Origin of the sequence: Haloarcula limicola, assembly GCF_010119205.1 — an archaeon.
Lineage (GTDB): Archaea > Halobacteriota > Halobacteria > Halobacteriales > Haloarculaceae > Haloarcula > Haloarcula limicola.
On the sequence record NZ_WRXM01000001.1, the window covers coordinates 947,402 to 966,062 of the forward strand.

Annotated in this window: 21 protein-coding genes; 10 read left to right on the forward strand and 11 right to left on the reverse strand. The window is 66.9% G+C overall.

The features are described from left to right. Positions 1-5: 5 nt before the first annotated feature. Positions 6-530 (reverse strand): DoxX family protein, encoded by a 525-nt coding sequence (locus GO488_RS04940; RefSeq protein ID WP_162316681.1) that lies wholly within the window; start codon positions 528-530, stop codon positions 6-8. 216 nt (positions 531-746) lie between these two features. Here GO488_RS04940 and GO488_RS04945 point away from each other — a divergent pair, with 216 nt between their 5' ends. Both GO488_RS04945 and GO488_RS04950 read left to right on the forward strand, forming a co-directional pair. Continuing rightward, positions 747-2,204 carry an RtcB family protein gene (locus GO488_RS04945; RefSeq protein WP_162316682.1) on the forward strand — a complete coding sequence of 486 codons (1,458 nt, stop codon included), beginning with the start codon at positions 747-749 and terminating at the stop codon, positions 2,202-2,204. A 60-nt stretch (positions 2,205-2,264) separates the two neighbouring features. Then, a complete protein-coding gene (locus tag GO488_RS04950) occupies positions 2,265-2,675 on the forward strand; it encodes a universal stress protein (protein WP_162316683.1) in 411 nt (136 codons plus the stop codon). Positions 2,676-2,693: 18 nt separating this feature from the next. Here the strand turns inward: GO488_RS04950 and GO488_RS04955 are convergent, their stop codons facing one another. After that, entirely contained in the window at positions 2,694-3,839 is a 1,146-nt protein-coding gene (locus GO488_RS04955; RefSeq protein ID WP_162316684.1) for an acyl-CoA dehydrogenase family protein, read from the reverse strand. Positions 3,840-3,917: 78 nt separating this feature from the next. On the opposite strand from GO488_RS04955, the gene GO488_RS04960 reads away from it, so the two are divergent. After that, positions 3,918-4,715, forward strand: a complete 798-nt coding sequence (locus GO488_RS04960; protein WP_162316685.1) for an RIO1 family regulatory kinase/ATPase domain-containing protein — start codon at positions 3,918-3,920, stop codon at positions 4,713-4,715. On the opposite strand, the gene GO488_RS04965 is transcribed toward GO488_RS04960, so the two are convergent. From GO488_RS04965 to GO488_RS04990, 6 genes are all read right to left on the reverse strand, one after another. Next, entirely contained in the window at positions 4,708-5,604 is an 897-nt protein-coding gene (locus tag GO488_RS04965) for a DMT family transporter (protein WP_162316686.1), read from the reverse strand. The two genes, GO488_RS04960 and GO488_RS04965, sit on opposite strands and share 8 nt — an antisense overlap. Continuing rightward, entirely contained in the window at positions 5,604-6,152 is a 549-nt protein-coding gene (locus tag GO488_RS04970) for an NAD(P)/FAD-dependent oxidoreductase (RefSeq protein ID WP_162316687.1), read from the reverse strand. Before GO488_RS04970 ends, GO488_RS04965 begins: the two co-directional genes overlap by 1 nt. An 89-nt stretch (positions 6,153-6,241) precedes the next feature. Continuing rightward, positions 6,242-6,733: an SRPBCC family protein gene (locus GO488_RS04975; RefSeq protein WP_162316688.1), complete on the reverse strand. Its 492-nt coding sequence runs from the start codon at positions 6,731-6,733 to the stop codon at positions 6,242-6,244. Positions 6,734-6,809: 76 nt separating this feature from the next. Then, positions 6,810-8,066, reverse strand: a complete 1,257-nt coding sequence (locus tag GO488_RS04980) for a Glu/Leu/Phe/Val family dehydrogenase (RefSeq protein ID WP_162316689.1) — start codon at positions 8,064-8,066, stop codon at positions 6,810-6,812. Between the two features lie 58 nt (positions 8,067-8,124). Continuing rightward, positions 8,125-8,523 (reverse strand): pyridoxamine 5'-phosphate oxidase family protein, encoded by a 399-nt coding sequence (locus GO488_RS04985; RefSeq protein ID WP_162316690.1) that lies wholly within the window; start codon positions 8,521-8,523, stop codon positions 8,125-8,127. A 41-nt stretch (positions 8,524-8,564) separates the two neighbouring features. Next, positions 8,565-9,398: an HpcH/HpaI aldolase/citrate lyase family protein gene (locus tag GO488_RS04990; protein WP_162316691.1), complete on the reverse strand. Its 834-nt coding sequence runs from the start codon at positions 9,396-9,398 to the stop codon at positions 8,565-8,567. Between the two features lie 127 nt (positions 9,399-9,525). Between GO488_RS04990 and GO488_RS04995 the strand changes: the two genes are divergently transcribed. Together GO488_RS04995 and GO488_RS05000 are read left to right on the forward strand one after the other, a co-directional pair. Beyond that, positions 9,526-9,975 (forward strand): MaoC family dehydratase, encoded by a 450-nt coding sequence (locus tag GO488_RS04995; RefSeq protein WP_162316692.1) that lies wholly within the window; start codon positions 9,526-9,528, stop codon positions 9,973-9,975. Positions 9,976-10,114: 139 nt separating this feature from the next. After that, positions 10,115-10,858 carry a CPBP family intramembrane glutamic endopeptidase gene (locus GO488_RS05000; RefSeq protein WP_162316693.1) on the forward strand — a complete coding sequence of 248 codons (744 nt, stop codon included), beginning with the start codon at positions 10,115-10,117 and terminating at the stop codon, positions 10,856-10,858. Positions 10,859-10,864: 6 nt separating this feature from the next. Here GO488_RS05000 and GO488_RS05005 read toward each other — a convergent pair whose 3' ends face one another. Together GO488_RS05005 and GO488_RS05010 are read right to left on the reverse strand one after the other, a co-directional pair. After that, positions 10,865-12,634, reverse strand: coding sequence for an acyl-CoA carboxylase subunit beta (locus GO488_RS05005; RefSeq protein ID WP_162316694.1), 1,770 nt, complete (start codon positions 12,632-12,634; stop codon positions 10,865-10,867). 135 nt (positions 12,635-12,769) lie between these two features. Continuing rightward, positions 12,770-13,657, reverse strand: coding sequence for a class 1 fructose-bisphosphatase (locus tag GO488_RS05010; RefSeq protein WP_162316695.1), 888 nt, complete (start codon positions 13,655-13,657; stop codon positions 12,770-12,772). Between the two features lie 279 nt (positions 13,658-13,936). Between GO488_RS05010 and GO488_RS05015 the strand changes: the two genes are divergently transcribed. The 4 genes from GO488_RS05015 (at position 13,937) to GO488_RS05030 (ending at position 17,678) form a co-directional block, all read left to right on the forward strand. Continuing rightward, complete coding sequence (locus GO488_RS05015; protein ID WP_162316696.1) at positions 13,937-14,794, forward strand: 3-hydroxyacyl-CoA dehydrogenase family protein; 858 nt, start codon at positions 13,937-13,939, stop codon at positions 14,792-14,794. Between the two features lie 90 nt (positions 14,795-14,884). Continuing rightward, complete coding sequence (locus GO488_RS05020) at positions 14,885-16,075, forward strand: acyl-CoA dehydrogenase (protein WP_162316697.1); 1,191 nt, start codon at positions 14,885-14,887, stop codon at positions 16,073-16,075. 93 nt (positions 16,076-16,168) lie between these two features. Further along, positions 16,169-16,528, forward strand: a complete 360-nt coding sequence (locus tag GO488_RS05025; RefSeq protein WP_162316698.1) for a hypothetical protein — start codon at positions 16,169-16,171, stop codon at positions 16,526-16,528. A gap of 391 nt (positions 16,529-16,919) precedes the next feature. Next, positions 16,920-17,678 (forward strand): SDR family oxidoreductase, encoded by a 759-nt coding sequence (locus GO488_RS05030; RefSeq protein ID WP_162317539.1) that lies wholly within the window; start codon positions 16,920-16,922, stop codon positions 17,676-17,678. A 231-nt stretch (positions 17,679-17,909) separates the two neighbouring features. On the opposite strand, the gene GO488_RS05035 is transcribed toward GO488_RS05030, so the two are convergent. Beyond that, positions 17,910-18,194, reverse strand: a complete 285-nt coding sequence (locus GO488_RS05035) for a helix-turn-helix transcriptional regulator (RefSeq protein WP_162316699.1) — start codon at positions 18,192-18,194, stop codon at positions 17,910-17,912. Between the two features lie 89 nt (positions 18,195-18,283). On the opposite strand from GO488_RS05035, the gene GO488_RS05040 reads away from it, so the two are divergent. Next, positions 18,284-18,571: a DUF7111 family protein gene (locus tag GO488_RS05040; protein WP_162316700.1), complete on the forward strand. Its 288-nt coding sequence runs from the start codon at positions 18,284-18,286 to the stop codon at positions 18,569-18,571. The last annotated feature ends 90 nt before the right edge of the window (positions 18,572-18,661 follow it).

Below are 18,661 nucleotides of genomic sequence, written 5' to 3' on the forward strand. Positions count from 1 at the left end.
CCTCGTCAGCCGAGTAGGTAGCGGAGTTTGGGGTGGCGCTCCACCAACGCCAGTCTCTCGATGACCGCGTCGAGGCCGTAGTACCGGCCGGCGCCGCCGACCATCACGGTCACGAACAGGAGCAGGCCCATCAGGTCGCCGTTGACCAGGCCGTGCCCGAACCCCGCGTTGCCGACCCAGAACAGGGTCATGAAGACGGCCCCGCCGAAGGCCGCCAGCCGGGTGAGCGCGCCCGCCATGAGTGCCAGTCCGATGAGCGTCTCGAACAGGGGGACCCCCGGCGCGATGAGCCACGCGAGGTTGTTCCCCATCCAGACCGGGATGGGACCGAGCGCCGTGCCAGTCATCTGCTGCAGGTAGGCCGGCCCGTAGGTGAACGCCAGCCCGTTCTCGACGAGCTTGGTCGCGCCGGCGTGGAAGAACCACCAGCCGGTGACCACTCGCAGGAACGCCAGCCAGTACGCCGTCAGCGGCCCGTCCAGCCCGAGTTCGAACTCGTCGGCCAGGGGGTTGGTTGCTTGGTAGGACATCGTTACCTCACATGTGCAACTCCGGCCGAGACGAGTATATAAATAGGAGCGCGTTCCCGCGAACTGAAAACGGTCCTGCGTCGGGTGAGGCGACGTATTGTGGGCGATTGTTTGAATAGATTCGTTCGGACTCGAACTTATATCCGTGGGGGCGTGTGCGACGGCGCGACGCCCCACCGTGAGCTTCAAACCTCGCTCCCGAGTAGCCACGGCAGCATGGCACTGGAACTGCCCGGCGAGTACACGACGGCGCGCGTGATGGTCGAGGACGAATCGCTGGTCGAGGCGGGCTGTCTCGACCAGATACAGTCGCTCGTCGACCACCCGGCGTTCACCGAACCGGTCCGGGTGATGCCCGACACGCACTGGGGCGCGGGCGCGCCCATCGGCTTCACGATGCCGCTCGGCGACCGGATCGTTCCGAACGTCGTCGGCGTCGACGTCGGCTGCGGGATGGCGGCGACGAACCTCGGTGACTCGCTCCCGCTCGAAGACGGAGAGCGAGAGCGCCGCGTCCGCGAGGCCGTCCCGATGGGGCGGTCGGTCCACGACTACGACGACGCGCCCCACCTCGTCTCCGAGTTCCCCTTCGAGCGAGCCAACGACGTGTTCGAGGGGTTCGACGAGGCCTTCGAGGCACGCTTTGGCGAGCGCATCGACCCCGTCGAGTTCGACTTCGACGGCTACGACGGCGAGTACTTCGAGTCGCTCTGTGAGCGAGTGCTCGCCGACCAGCGACAGGGGATGGGCCACGTCATCCAGAGCGCCGGGACGCTCGGTGGCGGCAACCACTTCGTCGAGTTCGCCCGCGCCCGCGAGAGCGGCGACTACTGGCTCGTCGTCCACAGCGGCTCTCGCTATCTGGGCAAATCGGTCGCGGAGTTCTGGCAGTCGAAAGCGACCGACCGGCGGGCCATCGGCTCCATCCGCGAGGAGATCCCCGAGGAGTACGCCGACTACCTCAAGTTCGATCCCGAGACGGTCGGCGATGGCGACCTCTACGAGTGGGTCACCGGCGGCAAGGGCGAGTCGCACATCGAGAAGGACCGCCTGCGCCGGGAACTCGACGGGAAAGACATCGAGGACGCCTTCGACGCGCTCGGGTCGCTCGGTCCACACGTCGGCGACGACGGGGACCGGGACAGCGACCTCGACTGGCTGGAGGGCCGAGAGGCCCACGGCTACTACGTCGACATGCTGTTCGCCCAGCAGTACGCCCGCTGGAACCGCGAACTGATGAGCGACGCCATCTGCGAGGCGCTGGGTATCGACCCCGTCGAGCGCTTTCAGAGCATCCACAACTACATCGACTTCAGGGACATGACGATTCGCAAGGGCGCGACGCCCGCCCGCGAGGGCCAGCGGCTCGTCGTCCCGTTCAACATGGCCGAGGGGTCGGTCCTCGCCCGCGGGAAGGGCAACGACGAGTTCCAGCAGACCGCGCCCCACGGCGCGGGGCGAGTGATGAGTCGCGGGGAGGCCCACGACGTGGTCGAGATGGACGAGTTCGCCGACGCGATGGCCGGCGTCTACTCGGAATCGGTCGTCGAGAGCGTCCGCGACGAAGCGCCGATGGCGTACAAGGACGCCGAGGAGATCGTCGCGGCGCTGGAGCCGACCGCCGACGTCGTCGATTGGCTCGACGCCGTCCACAACCTGAAGGCCACATCGTGATCCCCGGAACTGACTGTCTTCGGCGGTAACCGCTATATCGGCGGCCGTCGTGGTGCCCGTATGACCATCCTCGTGGCCATCGACGACGACCACGCGTCCGGGGAGGTTCTCGAGACCGCCATCAGACTCGGTCGCGGACTGGACGAAGAGCTGTACGTCGTTCACCTGGTGAGCGACGAGTTCGCCGACGCCGAGGCGAAACAGGTGCGAGACGAGATCCGAGAGCGCCTCGTCGACGAGGCCGTCGTCGGGACGGTCTCGCTCGAACACGTCGGTCGGTCGGGACCGCGTCCGGGGACCCGCGTCGGCCACGAACTGCTCGAAGTGGCCGCCGACGTCGATATCACCCACATCGTCATGGGGCACGAATCGAAGGGGCTCGCCGGCCGGTTAGCGTCGGGCAACGCCGCCTTCGCCGTCGTGGACGCGGCGAACGTGCCGGTCACCATCGTCACGGACAACGGGGAGTGAGTTCCGCCGAGCGTGCGCTCAGAGCCCGAGTTCGCGCCCGAGGACCAGCCGCTGGATCTCGCTGGTCCCCTCGCCGATCTCCATCAGTTTCGCGTCGCGGTAGAACCGCTGGGGCGCGAAGTCGGTGGTGTAACCGTAGCCGCCGAGCACCTGCACGGCGTCTTCGGCGACCTCCCGGCAGATCTCGCTAGCGTCGAGCTTCGCCAGCGCGGCCAGGCGGGTGAGGTCGTCGGCGTCGCCCGCGTCGTAGGCCGCCGCGGCCTTGTGGGTGAGCAGTCGGGCGCGCTCTATCTTGCGGTCCATCTCGACGATCTTATCCCGCACCGCGTCGAACTTCGAGATAGGTTGGTCGAACTGCTCGCGCTCGGTGGCGTAGGATTTCGCGGCCTCGTAGGCCCCCTGCGCCAGGCCGACCGAGAGCGCGGCGATGGAGATTCGCCCGCCGTTCAGCGTCCGCTTGGTCTGGTCCCAGCCGTCGCCCTCCTCGCCGAGCAAGCGGTCTTCGGGAATCCGGCAGTCGTCGAACTGGAGTTCGCAGGTCGGCGAGGCGTTCAGTCCCATCTTCTCCCACACCGTTGTCACCTCCCAGCCGTCGTCCTCGGGCGAGACGACGAAGGTCGAAATGCCGTCGTAGCCCGCGTCCGGTTCCGTGACGGCCTTCACCAGTATCGACCCGGCGACGTTCGCGTTCGTGATGAACTGCTTCGTGCCGTTGATGACGTACTCGTCGCCGTCTCGCGCCGCGGTGGTGTCCATGTCGCTGGCGTCGCTGCCGCTGCCGGGCTCGGTCAGCGCCCACGATCCGAGGTGGTCGCCCCGCGCGAGCGGTTCGAGCCACCGCTCTTTCTGCTCGTCGGTGCCGAACGACTCGATGGGCTTCGAACCGAGCGAGACGTGTGCCGCGTAGGAGAGACCGATAGAGCCGGAGACGCGGCCCAGCTCCTCACAGACCAGCGCGTACATCAACTGGTCGCCGCCCAGCCCGCCCCACTCCTCGCCGATGGGGACGCCCATCACGTCCAGTTTCCCGAGTTCGTCGAACACCTCGGCGGGGAACCGGTGTTCGTCCTCGATGTCCTGGGCGATCGGGGCGATCTCGTTCTCGCAGAAGTCCCGCACCGAGTCGCGCATCAGCCGGTGCTCGTCCGGGAGGTCGAACTCCATAGCACCGGCTACGGTCTCTGTCATCAAATACCATGCGGAGCACAAGCGCTATCCGCCGCCCATCCCTCGTCTCACCCAATGGCGTTTCGTCGGTTTCTCCGCGGGTCGGTCCCGTGGGAGCAACTGGAAGGAGTCGCGCGCGCGGTGCTCAACCGCTACGGCGAGTCGTCCGGCCGCGTCGTCTTCCTGGAGGCGGACAACTGGCTCTCGACGCCGTTCGTCGTCGAGGACCGCTGGTTCGTGAAGCTCATCACCCAGCAGAACTCGCTGGTCCACGCGCTGTTGACGACCGGCCGCAACATCGGCGCGTTCTCCTCGGGCACCGAGGGCTTCTTCGAGCACTTCGGGACGCCCGCCCAGATGGCCCAGCACGAACTCGAAGCGACCGAGCGGATGCGGGAACTGGGCGTGAACGCGCCCGAACCCATCGAGGCGTTCGAGCACAACGGGATGGGCGTGCTCGTCTTCGAGTACCTGCGGGACTTCGCCACGCTCGACGACCTGCCACCCGAGGCCGTCGAACGCCACGCGCCGACGGTGTTCGACTACCTCCACCGAATGCACGAGGACGGCCTCGCCCACGGCGACTTCCGCTGTGAGAACGTCCTCGTCGCCGACGGCGAACTCTACTTCATCGACGCGACCAGCGTCCGCGAGGAGGCCATCGCCGACGCGCGGGCCTACGACATCGCCTGCGCGCTGGGCGCGCTGGAACCGCTCGTCGGCGCGCACGCGGCGGTCGACGCGGCGGCCCGGCACTACACGCCCGAGGAACTGCTCGACGCCGACGAGTTTCTGGACTTCGTCAACATCCGCCCGGACCACGACTTCGACGCGGGGGCCATCCGCGGCGCGATCGAGCAGTACGCTAGCTGACGCCGGTCCGGGAACGCGCGGTGACGCCGATGCCCGCGAGGACCACGACACCCCCGGCGAGCGTCCACGCGCCCGGTAGCTCCGAGAGCAGGAGAAACGCCAGCAGCGCGCTCCCGACGGGTTCGCCCAGCAGCGAGACGCTCACGAGGCTCGATTCGAGGTGGCCGAGCGCCCAGTTGAGCACCGTGTGGCCGAACACGCCCGGACCGACGGCCATCAGGAAGAAGAGAACCCACTCGCGAGCGGCGTAGTCGACGACCGGGTGGCCGCCGGCGAGGACGAACGCGAACAGGCAAACAGCCGCGACGGCGTAGACGACGGTGACGTACGGGAACAGCGGGAACCGCTGGCGGAGCGAGCGCCCGGCCAGCACGTAGGCGGCGGCCATCACCCCGCCGAGGAGCGCCAGCGCGTTGCCGTACAGCGGTCGCGGGCCGACGCCGCCGCCGAGCAGTTCGCCCAGCGACATCACGACGATGCCGCCGACGGCGAGCAGGATCCCGACCGTCGTCCCGCGGATGATCCGCTCGTCCAGCAGCGCCCACGCGCCGACGGCGACGAACAGGGGCTGTGACTGGACGAGCGTCACCGAGGCGGCGACGCTCGTCCACGCGAGGCTCTCGAACCACGCGGCGAAGTGGACCGCGAGGGCGACGCCGGTGGCCGCGGCCGCCAGCAGGTCCCGGCGGGCGAGCTTCGAGAACGCGCCCGGGTCGCGCCAGAGCGCGAGCGGAGCCACTAACAGCGTCGTCATCGCCACGCGGTAGAAGGCCGCGACGCTGGCGGGCGCGTCGCTCGCTCTGACGAGGATGGCGCTCGTACTGACCGCGAGAACCGCGACGGCGAGGCCGACCCGCGGGTCGAAGTCCGCGAAGTCGGCGTCGGTCACTACGCGTCGTCCGGCACGTCGAAGTCGTGGAAGTGCTCGCCCTCCTCCTTCGAGAGGATGTCGAGGGCGGCCGCGCCGCCGTCGCCGGCGGAGATGATCGCCTGCCACTCCTGGTCGCGGCACATCGCGCCGGTGGCGTAGGCGTCCTCGACGCTGGTCTCCATCGAGACGTTCACGTCGACCACGTCGCCGTCGAAGTCACAGCCCAGCTCTTCGGCGAGCCCGCGGTCCGCGCCGGTCGCCAGCACCAGATACGGGGCCTCGACCTCCTCTCCGTCGACGGTAGCGACGAAGCCGTCGCCGCTCTCCTCGACGCTCTCGACCTCGCTCTCGCGCAGGTCGACGCCGAACTCCTCGACCTGATCGCGGGCGTCCTCCATGAACTCCGAGCCGTCCACGGAGTCGATGCCGAGGTAGTTGAACAGGTGGGCCTTGTGCATCCACGTCTCGTCCGTGTCGTAGACGACGGTGTCCAGCCCGTTCTTCGCGGTGAACAGTGCGGCGCTCAGACCGGCGGGACCACCGCCGACGACGAGTACGTCCGTCATGGGCGCTACTGCGTCCCACTGCCGGATAAAGCCACGGCTGTGCCATCTAATCGCACGACCGATCCGGCGGTGCGAACGCCGGCCGCCGCTCAGCCTTCCAGTAGCTCCTTGGTCCGCTGGTGGCGGTACCGAAACACGGGTTCCATCCCGAGGAAACCGACCGGTCCCACCGCGCGGCCGAGGGGGCCGCCCGGCAGCTCGTACTCGACGCGGTCGTGGACGATGGTCGCGTCGTCGCCGTCGGCTCGGAAGCGGTGGGTGTGCTCCCACTTCGGGAACGGCCCGTCTCGCATCACGTCCCGGAACACGGCGGTGCCCTCGTCCTCGTCGAAGCGGCGCTCGACGATCTCCGAGACCCAGCGCTGGCGCGAGCCGACGCCGAACGGTCGGGCCGTGGAGATGACGACTGCCCCTTCGTCGAGCACCTCGGGGTTCGGGTCGCCATCGGGCCCGCGCGTCTCCTCGACGCGGAGGTGCATCCAGTCCGGAGTGAGGGCCACGAGGCCGTCGCTCGTGGAGTGAAACGCCCAGACCTCGGAGAGCGGCGCGGACACGCGGACCTCCCGTTCGAAGACGACCATATCCCCCTTTCGGGCGACGAGGGCAAAATACCGGCGGTGGCGGCGGTTCGAGACGAGGCGACGACCGCGCCCGAGCTCAGGGCCAGATGCCCGCTTCCTCGGCGGCGGTGGCGACCCGCTCGATGGCGACGACGTACATCGCGGTGCGGAAGCTCGGCGCGTCGGTGCTCTCGTAGGTCGAGACGAGCTCATCGAAGGCGTCCGTGATGATCCGTTCGAGCTCGTCGTTGACGCGCTCCTCGTCCCAGTAGAAGCGCTGGCGGTTCTGGACCCACTCGAAGTACGAGACCGTGACGCCGCCGGCGTTGGCCAGGATGTCCGGGAAGACGGCGACGTCCCGCTCGGTCATCACGTCGTCGGCCGCCGGCGTCAGCGGGCCGTTGGCCGCCTCGACGACGATGTCCGCCTGCACTTCCTCGGCGAGATCGCCGTCGATGGCGTTCTCCAGCGCCGCCGGGATCAGCAGGTCGACGTCCATCGTCAGCAGTTCCTCGTTGGAGAACTCCTCGCTCGCCCCCTCGAACTCGGCGAGCGAGCCCGTCTCGCTCTTGTGGTCTTTCGCCGCTCGCGTGTCGAGCCCGTCGGCGTCGTACACCGCGCCCGAGGAGTCGGAGACGGCGACGACGTCCGCGCCGAGGTCTTCGATGAGCCGCGCGGCGACGGACCCCGCGTTGCCGTAGCCCTGGACGGCGACGGTCGCGCCCTCGATGTCCTTCCCGAGGTAGTCGAAGGCCTCGCGGGTCGTCAGCATCACCGACCGCCCGGTGGCCTCCATCCGGCCGGCGCTCCCGCCGGAATCCTGTCCCTTCCCGGTGACGACGCCGGGTTCGGTCGTGTTCTCTAGGGTCTCGTAGGTGTCCTTGATCCAGTTCATCTCGCGCTGACCGGTGTTGACGTCCGGCGCGGGGATGTCGCGGTCCTCGCCGATGAGCGGGCGGAGCTCCTCGGCGAACGACCGGGTGATGCGCTCCATCTCGTCGGCCGAGTAGTCGTCGGGGTCGATCTTGATGCCGCCTTTCCCGCCGCCGTAGGGGATGCCGACGGCGGCACACTTGTAGACCATCCACCCGGAGAGAGCCTTCACCTCGTCGCGAGAGACGTTCGGGTGATAGCGGATGCCGCCCTTGTAGGGGCCGCGGTCGCCGTTGAACTGCGAGCGATACGCGCGGAACACCTCGATAGAGCCGTCGTCCATCTCGACCGAGAGGTTCGTCTCGAGCACGCGCTCGGGGTTTTTCAAGCGGTCGAGCACGTCCGGCGAGTACTCGAGATAACCGGCGGCGTCGTCGATCTGCTCCTGCAAGCTCTCGAAGGGATTTACCTCGTCAGACATACGCTAACAGTGGTCGACCGACAGGAAAAGGATACCGCCGTCATTGGCAGGCAGGGGCCTACCCGCCCGTGAACACTTCGTCGGCGCGGATGCGGAGGACGATCCGCTCTGTTTGGATCGGGTTCGGATACTCGTCTTCGCCCATGTACCGCTTCGCCAGTTCGTCGATGTGCTCGCGTGCGCCCTCGGTCGTCACCTTGTCGACTTCCCCCGTTATCGAGAGGAACCGATACGGGTTCTCGGGGTCGGTCATGCTCGCGGCGACCGTCGGGTCGTTCTCGACGTTCTTCGCCTTCCGTCGATGCCGTTCGGTGTTGACGAGCAGGCGGTCGCCCTCGGCGTCGTAGTCGACCCAGACGGGCGTCGAGTGGGGCCTCCCGTCGGGTAGCATAGTCACGACGTGGGCGAACGTCGGCTTCTCGAACAGGTCGTGGTACGCCTCGGGTATCGATGGCACACGACACACGTCGGCCCGCGGGGGTATAGCTCCTCGGGCGCTCACTCGCGGCCGGCGTTCGCCCGCTCTAAGACCCGTTCGGCCTGCCGGATCTGCGGCGCGTCGATCATCTCGCCGTCGACGACGAAGACGCCGCCGCCCGCCTCGTCGCGCGCCGCGAGGATGCGCTCGGCCCACTCGACCCGCGCGGGCGTCGGCGTGAACACCTCGTTGATGATGGTCGCCTGCGCCGGGTGGATGGCGAGTTTCCCGTCGTAACCCAACTGGAGCGCGCGCTTCGCCTCTCGCTGGAGCCCCTCGTCGTCGGTGTAGGAGGGGAAGTGCGTGTCGATGGGCGTCACGTCCGCGGCCCGCGCCGCGAGGACGACGTGCTGGCGCGCGTGCTCGACTTCGCTCCCGTCCTCAGTCCGGGTCGCACCGATGTCGCCGGCGAGGTCCTCGGCCCCGAATATCAGCGCTTCGACGGCCTCGGCGGCGGCGATCTCCTCGGCGTGGAGGACGCCCGCCGCGGACTCGACGAGGGCCAGTATCGGACAGTCGACGCCCGCGTCCGCCAACAGCTCCGCGAGCCGACGTGCGTCGTCGGCGTCGCTCGTCTTCGGGAGCATCACGCTGTCCGGCGTCGGGCCGTCGAGGACCACGGCGAGATCCTCGGCCGCGCCCTCGTCGACCGGGTTGACGCGAACGCAGACCTCGCAGTCGGCCGGGAACACGTCAGAGAGCGCGTCGTGGACGGTCTTCCGGGCCGCGGGTTTCCGGTCGGGAACGACGGCGTCTTCGAGGTCGAAGACTACCACGTCGGCGTTCGTCTCCGGTGCCTTCCGCAGTTTCCCGGCGTCGTCGCCGGGGGAAAAGAGGATGCTACGACGGGGCATGCCACTGCATACACTCCCCCGGTCCCTAAGTGTCGGCGCTTGCAGTTCCGCCGGCGAGTCGCGTCTCGTCCGATTCGACCCCGGCGATGGGACTACTGCTAAGGGACCGGCGTGCGTTCCCGTCGGTATGACAGGCCTCTATTACGAGGAGTTCGAGGAGGGCGAGACCATCCGTCACGGGAAACGGCGGACGATAAGCGAGAGCGACAACCAGCGCTTCTGCGACCTGACGATGAACCAGCAGCCGCTCCACTTGGACGCCGAGTTCGCCGGCGAGACGCAGTTCGGCGAGCGACTGGTCAACGGGCTCTACACGATGTCGCTGGCGGTGGGCCTGACGATCCCGGACACGACGGACGGCACCATCGTCGCCAACCTCTCCTACGACGACGTGGAGCACCCCGCGCCGGTGTTCCACGGCGATACGATCCGCGCCGAGACGACGGTGACCGGGACGCGACTCACCAGCGACGAGGAACGCGGCGTCGTCACGATGCGGGTCGACGTCTACAAGGGGGACGACACGCTCGTCTGCACGTTCGAGCGGACCGCGCTGGTCGAGCGGAAACCGGAGTGACCGTGGCGGGAGCAGAGAGATCACGGCCGAATACGAATCGCCTCGCCCGCTTCGGCGTCGCGCTCGTCGGTCTCGCGGCGCTCATCGTCGCCGTCTCGCTGGCGACCGGGATTCGCATGGTCGCGCTGGCCCCCTCTACATGTTCACGCCGATGGTCGCCGGTCTCGTCGCCGTGCTCACCAGCGATATCTCGCTGTCGACGGTCGGTCTGCGACTCGGGCGGCCGCGGTGGCTGGCCGCCGCGGCGCTGGTCGCGCTGCCGCTCGTCGGCCTGACGCTCGTCCTCTCGCTCGCGGTCCCCGGCGTGTCCTTCGACCCGGCGGCGAATCCGCTGCCGGGCGTCCCGCTCCCCGGCGGCGTGGCCGGCCTGCTCGCCGTTTTCGGGGTCGTCCTGGTCGCCGGAGTGACGATCAACGCTGTCTTCGCCTTCGGCGAGGAGTTCGGCTGGCGCGGCTACCTGCTGTGGGAACTCGCGCCGCTGGGGTTCTGGAAGGCGTCGCTCTCCATCGGCGCGCTGTGGGGTCTCTGGCACGCGCCCGTCATCCTCGACGGCTACAACTTCCCGTCGTTTCCGGTGGTCGGCGTCGGGATGATGGCGCTCGCCTGCGTCGCGTTCTCCCCGCTCTACACCTATCTCGTCGTGCGCGCCGACTCGGTCTTCGCGGCGGCGCTTCTACACGGCGTCTTCAACGGCTCCGCCGGGTTCGTGGCGGTGTACGCGCGGTCCGACAGCGAGCTAGTCGCGCAACTGGTCGCCAGTCCGGTCGGTCTCGCGGGGGCCGCCGTGTTCGGGCTCGCGGCGGCGCTGCTGGCGGTCCGCGGGACGCCGGAACTCACTCGTGAGACGCTCGGCGGGCCTGCCCCCGCTTCGACGGCCGACTGACCGCCGTTACAGGATCGCGCCGTGTTTCTTCTCGGGACGGTCCTTCTCGACGGTCTCGTACATCTCGAAGCGGGCGGCCAGCTCCGCCCGCAGGTCGCTCGGCGGGACGATCTCGTCGATGACCACCTCGCTGGCCATCCGGTGGGCGTCGATGTCGCGGCGGTACTCCTCGCGCAGTTCGGCCTCGCGCTCGGCCCGTTCCTCGGGGTCGTCGATGGCGTCGAGCTTGTTGGCGTAGACGGCGTTGATGGCCGCCTCCGGCCCCATGATGGCTATCTCGCCGCTCGGGAGCGCGAGCGTCGCCTCGGGGTCGTAGGCCGGACCGGACATGGCGTAGATGCCCGCGCCGTAGGCCTTCCGGACGACGACGCACTGCTTCGGGACGGTGGCCGAGGAGGTGGCGTAGATCATCTTCTTGCCGGCCTCCAGGATCCCCTCCTTCTCGACGCCGGACCCGGCCATGAACCCCGGCGTGTCACAGAGGTACAGCAGCGGGACGTTGAACGCGTCGCACTTCCAGACGAACTCCGCCGCTTTGCGGGCCGAGTCGGGGAAGATGGCCCCGGCGCGGTGGCCGGGTTGGTTGGCGACCACGCCGACGGTGCGGCCGTCGATGCGCGCGAACCCGGTGAGAATCTCCTTGCCGTACTCCGGCTGGAGTTCGAAGAAGGAGTCCCCGTCCACCACGCGGTCGACGACCCGGTGCATGTCGTAGCCCTTGTTCGGCTCCCGCGGGACGACGCTATCGAGGCTCTCCGGTGATTTCGACGGGGCGACGGGGTCCCGAGTGGGCGGTTTCTCCTCGCAGTTGTCGGGCAGATACGTGACGAGGTCGGCGACGAGTTCGCGGGCGTGCTCCTCGTCGTCGGCCACCAGGTCCGCGCTGCCGGAGTGACGGGCGTGTACGTCCGGGCCGCCGAGCGTCTCCAGGTCGATGTCCTCGCCGGTGACCATCTCGACCATCCGCGGCGAGGCGATGGCCAGCGCGCTCATCCCGCGGACCATGACGGTGAAATCGGAGAAGACCGGCGTGTACGCCGCACCGGCGATACAGGGACCGTAGAGGACACAGATCTGCGGGACCGCCCCCGAGAGAATCGAGTGGTTGTAGTAGAATTTCCCGATTCCCTCGCGGTTAGCGAAGAAGCCCCGCTGCTGGTCGATCCGGCCGCCCGAGGAGTCCACGAGGTACAGCGCCGGCCGGCCGGTCTTCAGCGCGCGCTGCTGGAGGCGGAGGAACTTCTCGACGCCGCGCTTGGCGACGGAGCCGGCCTTGACGGTGAAGTCGTTCGCGGCGACGTGGACCTTCCGGCCGTCGAGCGTCCCCGCGCCGGTGACGAGGCCGTCGGCCGGGAGTCGGTCGTCGTTGTCGCTCGCCTCGATGTCCGGGCTGTCCGGATGCCAGTTGTCGAAGTTGGCGAACCGGCCGTCCTCGAAGTCCAATCCGTCGTCGCCGAACCAGAGGTCGAGGCGGTCGCGGACGAAGAGCTTCCCCTGTTCGGCCAGTCGCTCGCGGTACTTCTCCGGGCCGCCGCGCTCGATGTCGGCGATCTCCTCGCGCAGTCGCTCCTCGCGGTCGGTCGGACCGAGGTCCTCGTCCGTTTCGGGAGAGCTGTCGGTTCCGTCGTCGTCCGTCTCGCTGACTTCGCGGACGAGCGTCGGTTCGTCGCTGTCGCCGACGAACACCTCGACGGTCTCGCCGACGTGTTCGGCGACGGCTGCGGCGATAGCGGACGCTTCCTCGCGGCTCGCGCCCGCCGCGATACGTACCTTCATACCACTCCACACGACCCCCGGGGTCACAGTAGTTACCCCGACGAGGAGCGCCGCTCACCGGTGGGTCGGAAGGGAACGCTCAGCGAACAGAACACGGGTCGTTGCGGCGTCTGAGGCCGTAGAATCGGTGACGCTCTACTGCGGATACTGCTCGACCGACGCTTCGAGGCGGTCGATGAGGTCAGCATTTCCGAGGTGAAGCGGCGTGCGCTCGTGGAGTTCGTCGGGGTTCCGATCGAGCAGAGAGGTAGAGCCGTCGGAGGAGCGGCCGCCGGCCGTCTCGACGATGTAGGCCATCGGCTGCCCCTCGAACTGGAGGCGGAGTTTCCCGTCGGGACTGGACTCCAGCGCGGGGTAGGCGAAGATACCGCCGTAGTTGAGTACCTGATTGATGTCGGCGATCATCGCACCGCCGTAGCGCAGTTTCAACTCCTGACGGACCTCCTCGGCGAACGAGCCGAAGTTGTCGGTCCAGGAGTCGACGCCGCCGCCGAAGCCGAACACGGTCGGGTCCTCGGGGACGGTCACGTCGTCGTCGACGAGGCGCTTCTCCTCGCTGTCGAGGATGTACTCCTTGACCGCGCCGTCGCGGGCGACGACCATCGAGGTGACGGGACCGTAGATGACGAACCCGGCCGCCAGCAGGTTCTTCCCGTGGGTGGGGGGTTGTTCGCTGTAGACGCCGAAGATGGTCCCCATCCCGCTGTTGGGCTCGAGGTTCGAGGAGCCGTCGAGCGGGTCCATCGCCATGTGAACGTGCCCGTCGGTCGTCGTCACGTCCGCTCGCTCCTCGCTGGCGTAGGAGGCCACGCCGTCGATGGCGAGCATGCGCTGTTCGAACAGTTCGTCCGCGCGAACGTCGGCGGCCAGTTGCTCGTCGCCGCTGGGGTTGACCGTCCCGCTGTGTTCGCGCTCCGTGGCGATCGCCGTGCGTACGTCCGCGGCGGTGTCCGCGATAGTGTCGATTACCTGTGCGACCGTTTGGTCGGCCTGGGCGGCCGAAGCGTCGGATGATTTACTCATTCTCGGAGATGCTGGGCGTCGGTTCCCGGACACCGCACTGGGTAGTCGATAGCTGGGTCGGCCGTCCGGGTGTGAGCGCTGTCACGTCACTTTCCTATTCCGGCGCACCCCATAAGTATCTTGTTCCTGACATTTACTACGGTTCGAGTGAATTATTGGAACGTCGCGCCGTCTGCGGGTTTTAGCGTGGTAGTAAGTCACACCTTTCGGTGATGGTAAGCAAATTTACTGTTCCACTACCGTCGGCAGACTTACACGAAGTCGGGTCGAACCTCGACCATGGAACTCGACGAGATCGACACCGTGGGCGTCGTCGGCGCGGGAACGATGGGAAACGGCATCGCGCAGGTCGCCGCGACCGCCGGCTACGACGTGGTGATGCGCGACGTCGAACAGCGCTTCGTCTCCGCGGGGTTCGAGGCCATCGACGACAGCCTCGACCGACTGGTCGCCCGCGACGAGCTCACCCGCGAAGAGGCTGACCGCGCGCGCGGCCGCATCGACGGGACCACCGACTTGGACGATCTCGCTGACTGTGACCTCGTCGTCGAGGCGGTCACCGAGGACATGGACGTCAAGCAGTCCGTCTTCTCGGATCTCGCCGAGACCTGCGACCCGGAGGCGGTTCTCGCGACGAACACCAGCACGCTCTCGATCACCACTATCGCCAGCGCCGTCGACCGTTCCGAGCGCGTGCTCGGTCTTCACTTCATGAACCCCGTGCCGGTGATGAAGGGCGTCGAAGTCGTCGTCGGCGAGAAGACGGGCGAGGAGACGCTCGCGCTCGGTCACGCCTTCGCCGAGGACCTCGAAAAGGAGACGTGGGAGGCCGACGACAAGCCCGGCTTCGTCGTCAACCGCATCCTGATGCCGTGGATCAACGAGGGGATCCGCGCCTACGACGAGGGCGTCGCCGAGGAGGCGGACATCGACCGGGGGATGACGCTCGGCACGAACGTCCCGATGGGGCCGCTGGAACTGGCCGACCACATCGGCCTCGACGTCGTACTGGACGCCTCCGAGACGCTCCACGAGGAACTGGGCGACCGCTACCAGCCGGCGTATCTCCTGAAGCGCAAGGTCGCCGCCGGCGACCTCGGGAAGAAGACCGGCGCGGGCTTCTACGAGTACGACTGACCGAGACGCGACGACGAGGGCGGATACGACCGCCGGCAACGGGTCGCCCGTTGCCGAACAGTAAAGGGGTGTGGCTCGATACCTACTCGCATGGATTTCAGTCCCTCTGCGGAGCAGCGCCAGATACGGGAGATGGTCGCGGAGTTCGTAGACGAGGAGGTCGTCCCCCGGGCGGCCGACATCGACGCGGACGACGAGTTTCCGCGCGACCTCGTCGAACAGATGGCTGAGTTGGGGCTGATGGGGATGCCGATTCCCGAGGAGTACGACGGTGCCGGTCTCGATTATCACAGCTACGCGATGGCGCTCGAAGAGATCTCGCGCGGCAGCGGCGGTCTCGGCACCATCGTCGCCGCCCACATCTCGCTCGCGTGCAACATGGTCTACGAGTTCGGCGACGAGGCCCAGAGGGAGACCTACCTCGCGCCGATGGCCGCGGGCGAGGACATCGGCGCGTTCGCCCTCTCGGAGGCCGGAGCCGGCAGCGACGTGCCGGCGATGGAGACCACGGCGGAGCGTAGCGAGGCGCAAAGCGCCTCGGAACGGAGCGGCGTAGCCGCGGAGAGAGAGGGCGACGGCTACGTCGTGAACGGCGGCAAACTCTGGATCTCGAACGGCTCGGTCGCCGACACGGTCGTCCTCTTCGCCAAGACGGACCCCGAGGCGGGCAACAAAGGAATCTCCTCCTTCGTCGTCCGCCCGGAGGAGGACGACGGGTTCGTCGTCGAGGGGACCGAACACAAACTCGGCGACAAGGGTTGTCCGACCGCCGAGTTGCGCTTCGACGACATGTATCTCCCCGAAGACCGCCGCCTCGGCGAGGAGGGCCGCGGGTTCGTCCACGCGCTGAAGACGCTCAACGGCGGGCGCATCACCATCGCCGCCCGCGGCGTCGGCATCGCACAGGCCGCCCTCGACGAGTCGCTTCGGTACGCACAGGACCGCGAGCAGTTCGACCAGCCCATCAGCGAGTTCCAGGCCATCCAGCACAAACTCGCCGACATGGACACCAAGACGGAGGCCGCCCGAATGTTGATGCACAGGGCCGCCGACCTGAAAGAGCGCGGCGAACCGTTCGTCAAGGAGGCCGCGCAGGCCAAGCTCTACGCCAGCGAAGTCTCCCGCGAGGTGGCGAACGAGGGCATCCAGATCCACGGCGGCTACGGCTACACCAAGGACTTCCCCGTCGAGCGGTTCTACCGCGACGCCAAGCTCAACGAGATCTACGAGGGGACCAGCGAAGTGCTGCGCAACACCATCGCGGACCAGTTGCTGGACTGAGCGCTGTGAAGACTGCTCGGCGAATCGGCGGTATTCCGCGGATTCCCGCCGTAAGGGCGCTATAACTACGTCACCGTCTTCGGAGGGACCCACATGGCACTCCTCGACTCCCTCGTCGTCTTCCTCGTCAGCCTGCTGGTCGGCGCGCTGGGAATCTACGTCGGTGCGCGCGTCGTCGCGGGCCACGATGATTACACCTACGCCATCGTGACGGCACTACTCGGGGCGGTCGTCTGGGGCGTCGTCGGCTTCTTCTTCGGGTGGATCCCGTTTCTCGGACCGCTGCTCGTCCTCCTCGCGTACGTGGCCGTCATCAACGCGAGGTATCCCGGCGGGTGGGGGAACGCGATCCTCATCGCCCTGATAGCGTGGGTCGCCTCGCTCGCCGTCCTCTATCTGCTGGCGCTGGTCGGCATCGCGGGCTTCGACGCCGTCGGCGTTCCGGGGGCGTGACTCGACTGTTCATCCCCTTGTGACTCCGTCGAACCCCATCTTCAAACAGATTCCATCGTGAAACGGCCGTTAAGTATGATCGCCTATTGACCGCTGGCCACCTTCTCAGAACGCAGTAGTGTTCAGGGTGCTGTGCTGAATGGACAGAGCGAGTCTTGCAATGGGAAGACCATATATACAGGCTGTACAAGAATATTCGTTCTTATCCGTGTATCCGCGCAGAACCGGTGCACAGCACCCAAGCGTATAAATACGTCTACCGGTTTCGACACGCAACCTCAGTAGGTAAGTAAGCATCACTATGGGGTGAGACTGCCTGAAGCGACAGTACCGGACAGTGTTTCTCTCACCCGGCGCCCCTTATTTGTCACCCCGTTATAAACAGTGGATAATGAGTCTAATTGAAGACATCGACGGAAAGGTCGCTCTCATCACCGGTGCATCCTCTGGTATCGGCGAGGCGACGGCAGAGTCGCTGGCAGAGGAAGGAGTCAATGTCGCGCTCGCGGCCCGTCGCGAGGACGAACTTGAACAGTTAGCCGACCGGATCAAATCATCTGGCGGCGATGCGCTCGTCGTTCCGACAGACGTCACCGACGAGGACGAGGTCAAGGAATTGGTCGACCGGACACACGACGAGTTCGGCCGCATCGACATTCTCGTCAACAATGCCGGCGTAATGCTACTTGAACAGGTCGAATCTGCGGACACGGACAACTTCCAGCAGATGGTCGACGTGAACCTCAGCGGGCTGATGGCCGTTACCCACGCGGTCCTGCCGATAATGCAGCAGCAGGGGTCCGGACACGTCGTGAACATCTCCTCTGTCGCCGGCCGGAAGTCATTCCCCGGTTCGAGCGCCTACAGCGCGACGAAATTTGGCGTCAACGGTTTCTCTCGAGGCCTTCGAAAAGAGGTTACTGGCGAGAACGATATCCGAGTGACCCGCATCGAACCAGGTTTCGTCGACACCGAACTTGCGGACCACATCCCCGAAGACGAACAGCGCGAACAGACCCAGCAGATGCTAGAGACGATGGACGCTCTCACACCCGAGGATATCGCCCGGTCTATTACCTACGCGGTCGGCCAGCCGGACCATGTCGACGTCAACGAACTGCTGATTCGACCGACTCAACAGGAGTTATAATCCGGTGATCGTGGCTCGGTACTGAATAGGAGCCGAGAGAAATAACAACCAAATCTTCGGTATAGATTCCGACGAGACACGTCTAAGGGGATTACTATGCCAAGACCACCGCCTATTCCCTGACGGGAACTGGTTTTTGAAAAAATTGAACCGTGGTACACATGCTAACTACATGCCCTGTACTGACCGCACCGAGTCAGGAGAACTCGTCTGTTGAGGGGGTCGACGAAACTACTCCCCGAGGTTCTCGGCCATCCACTCGAACTGCTCGCGCAGGCGTCGCTCGCCGCCGTCGGTCAGCGAGTACTTGTCGGCGATGCCCTCGGTGCGGTGTTCGAGGAAGCCGGCGTCCTCCATCGCCTCCAGCGCCCCGTAGAAGCTCTTGGGCTCGATCCGGGTGTCGTAGCGGCGTTCGAGGCGCGTCTTGAGTCGCTGGCCCGTCAGTTCGCCCTCGTCTGCCCCGGCGAGCAGGACGCAGATGTCGCGCCGCCGCCCGCTCTGGAACCACTTCGCCATGCCGGAGCGTACGCGCCGAGTCGCTTCGGGGTTGCGGTTCGGCGGAGCGGACCGTCAGGTTCGCATACCCGCCCTCCTTACACGCACCAATGACTGACACCGAGCGGGCGACCGAGGCGACGGCCGACGGCATCACCGCGCGCTACCGAGAGACCGAGGCGGAGCGAGTGCTCACGTTCGAGAGCGCCGGAGGGACGGCGGCCATCGCCCAGAACGTCGAGGGCTACGCGATGTTGAAGGTGCGACCGACGGCCGACGGCGACGAACTCGAACGGTACTACGGTTTCGACATGGCGCTCGACCACGCCGCCGAGTTGCTCGGGACGACGCCCGACGCGCTGCCGGTGCCCGAGGCGGCCGCGGACATGGGGATGTAGCCGGCGGTTCGCGTCGCCACAGCCGGCTCGCCGGCTTGGAAAGATATCTCAAAAACAGATAGTTCTCCGATGGCGGCGGACTCGAGACGA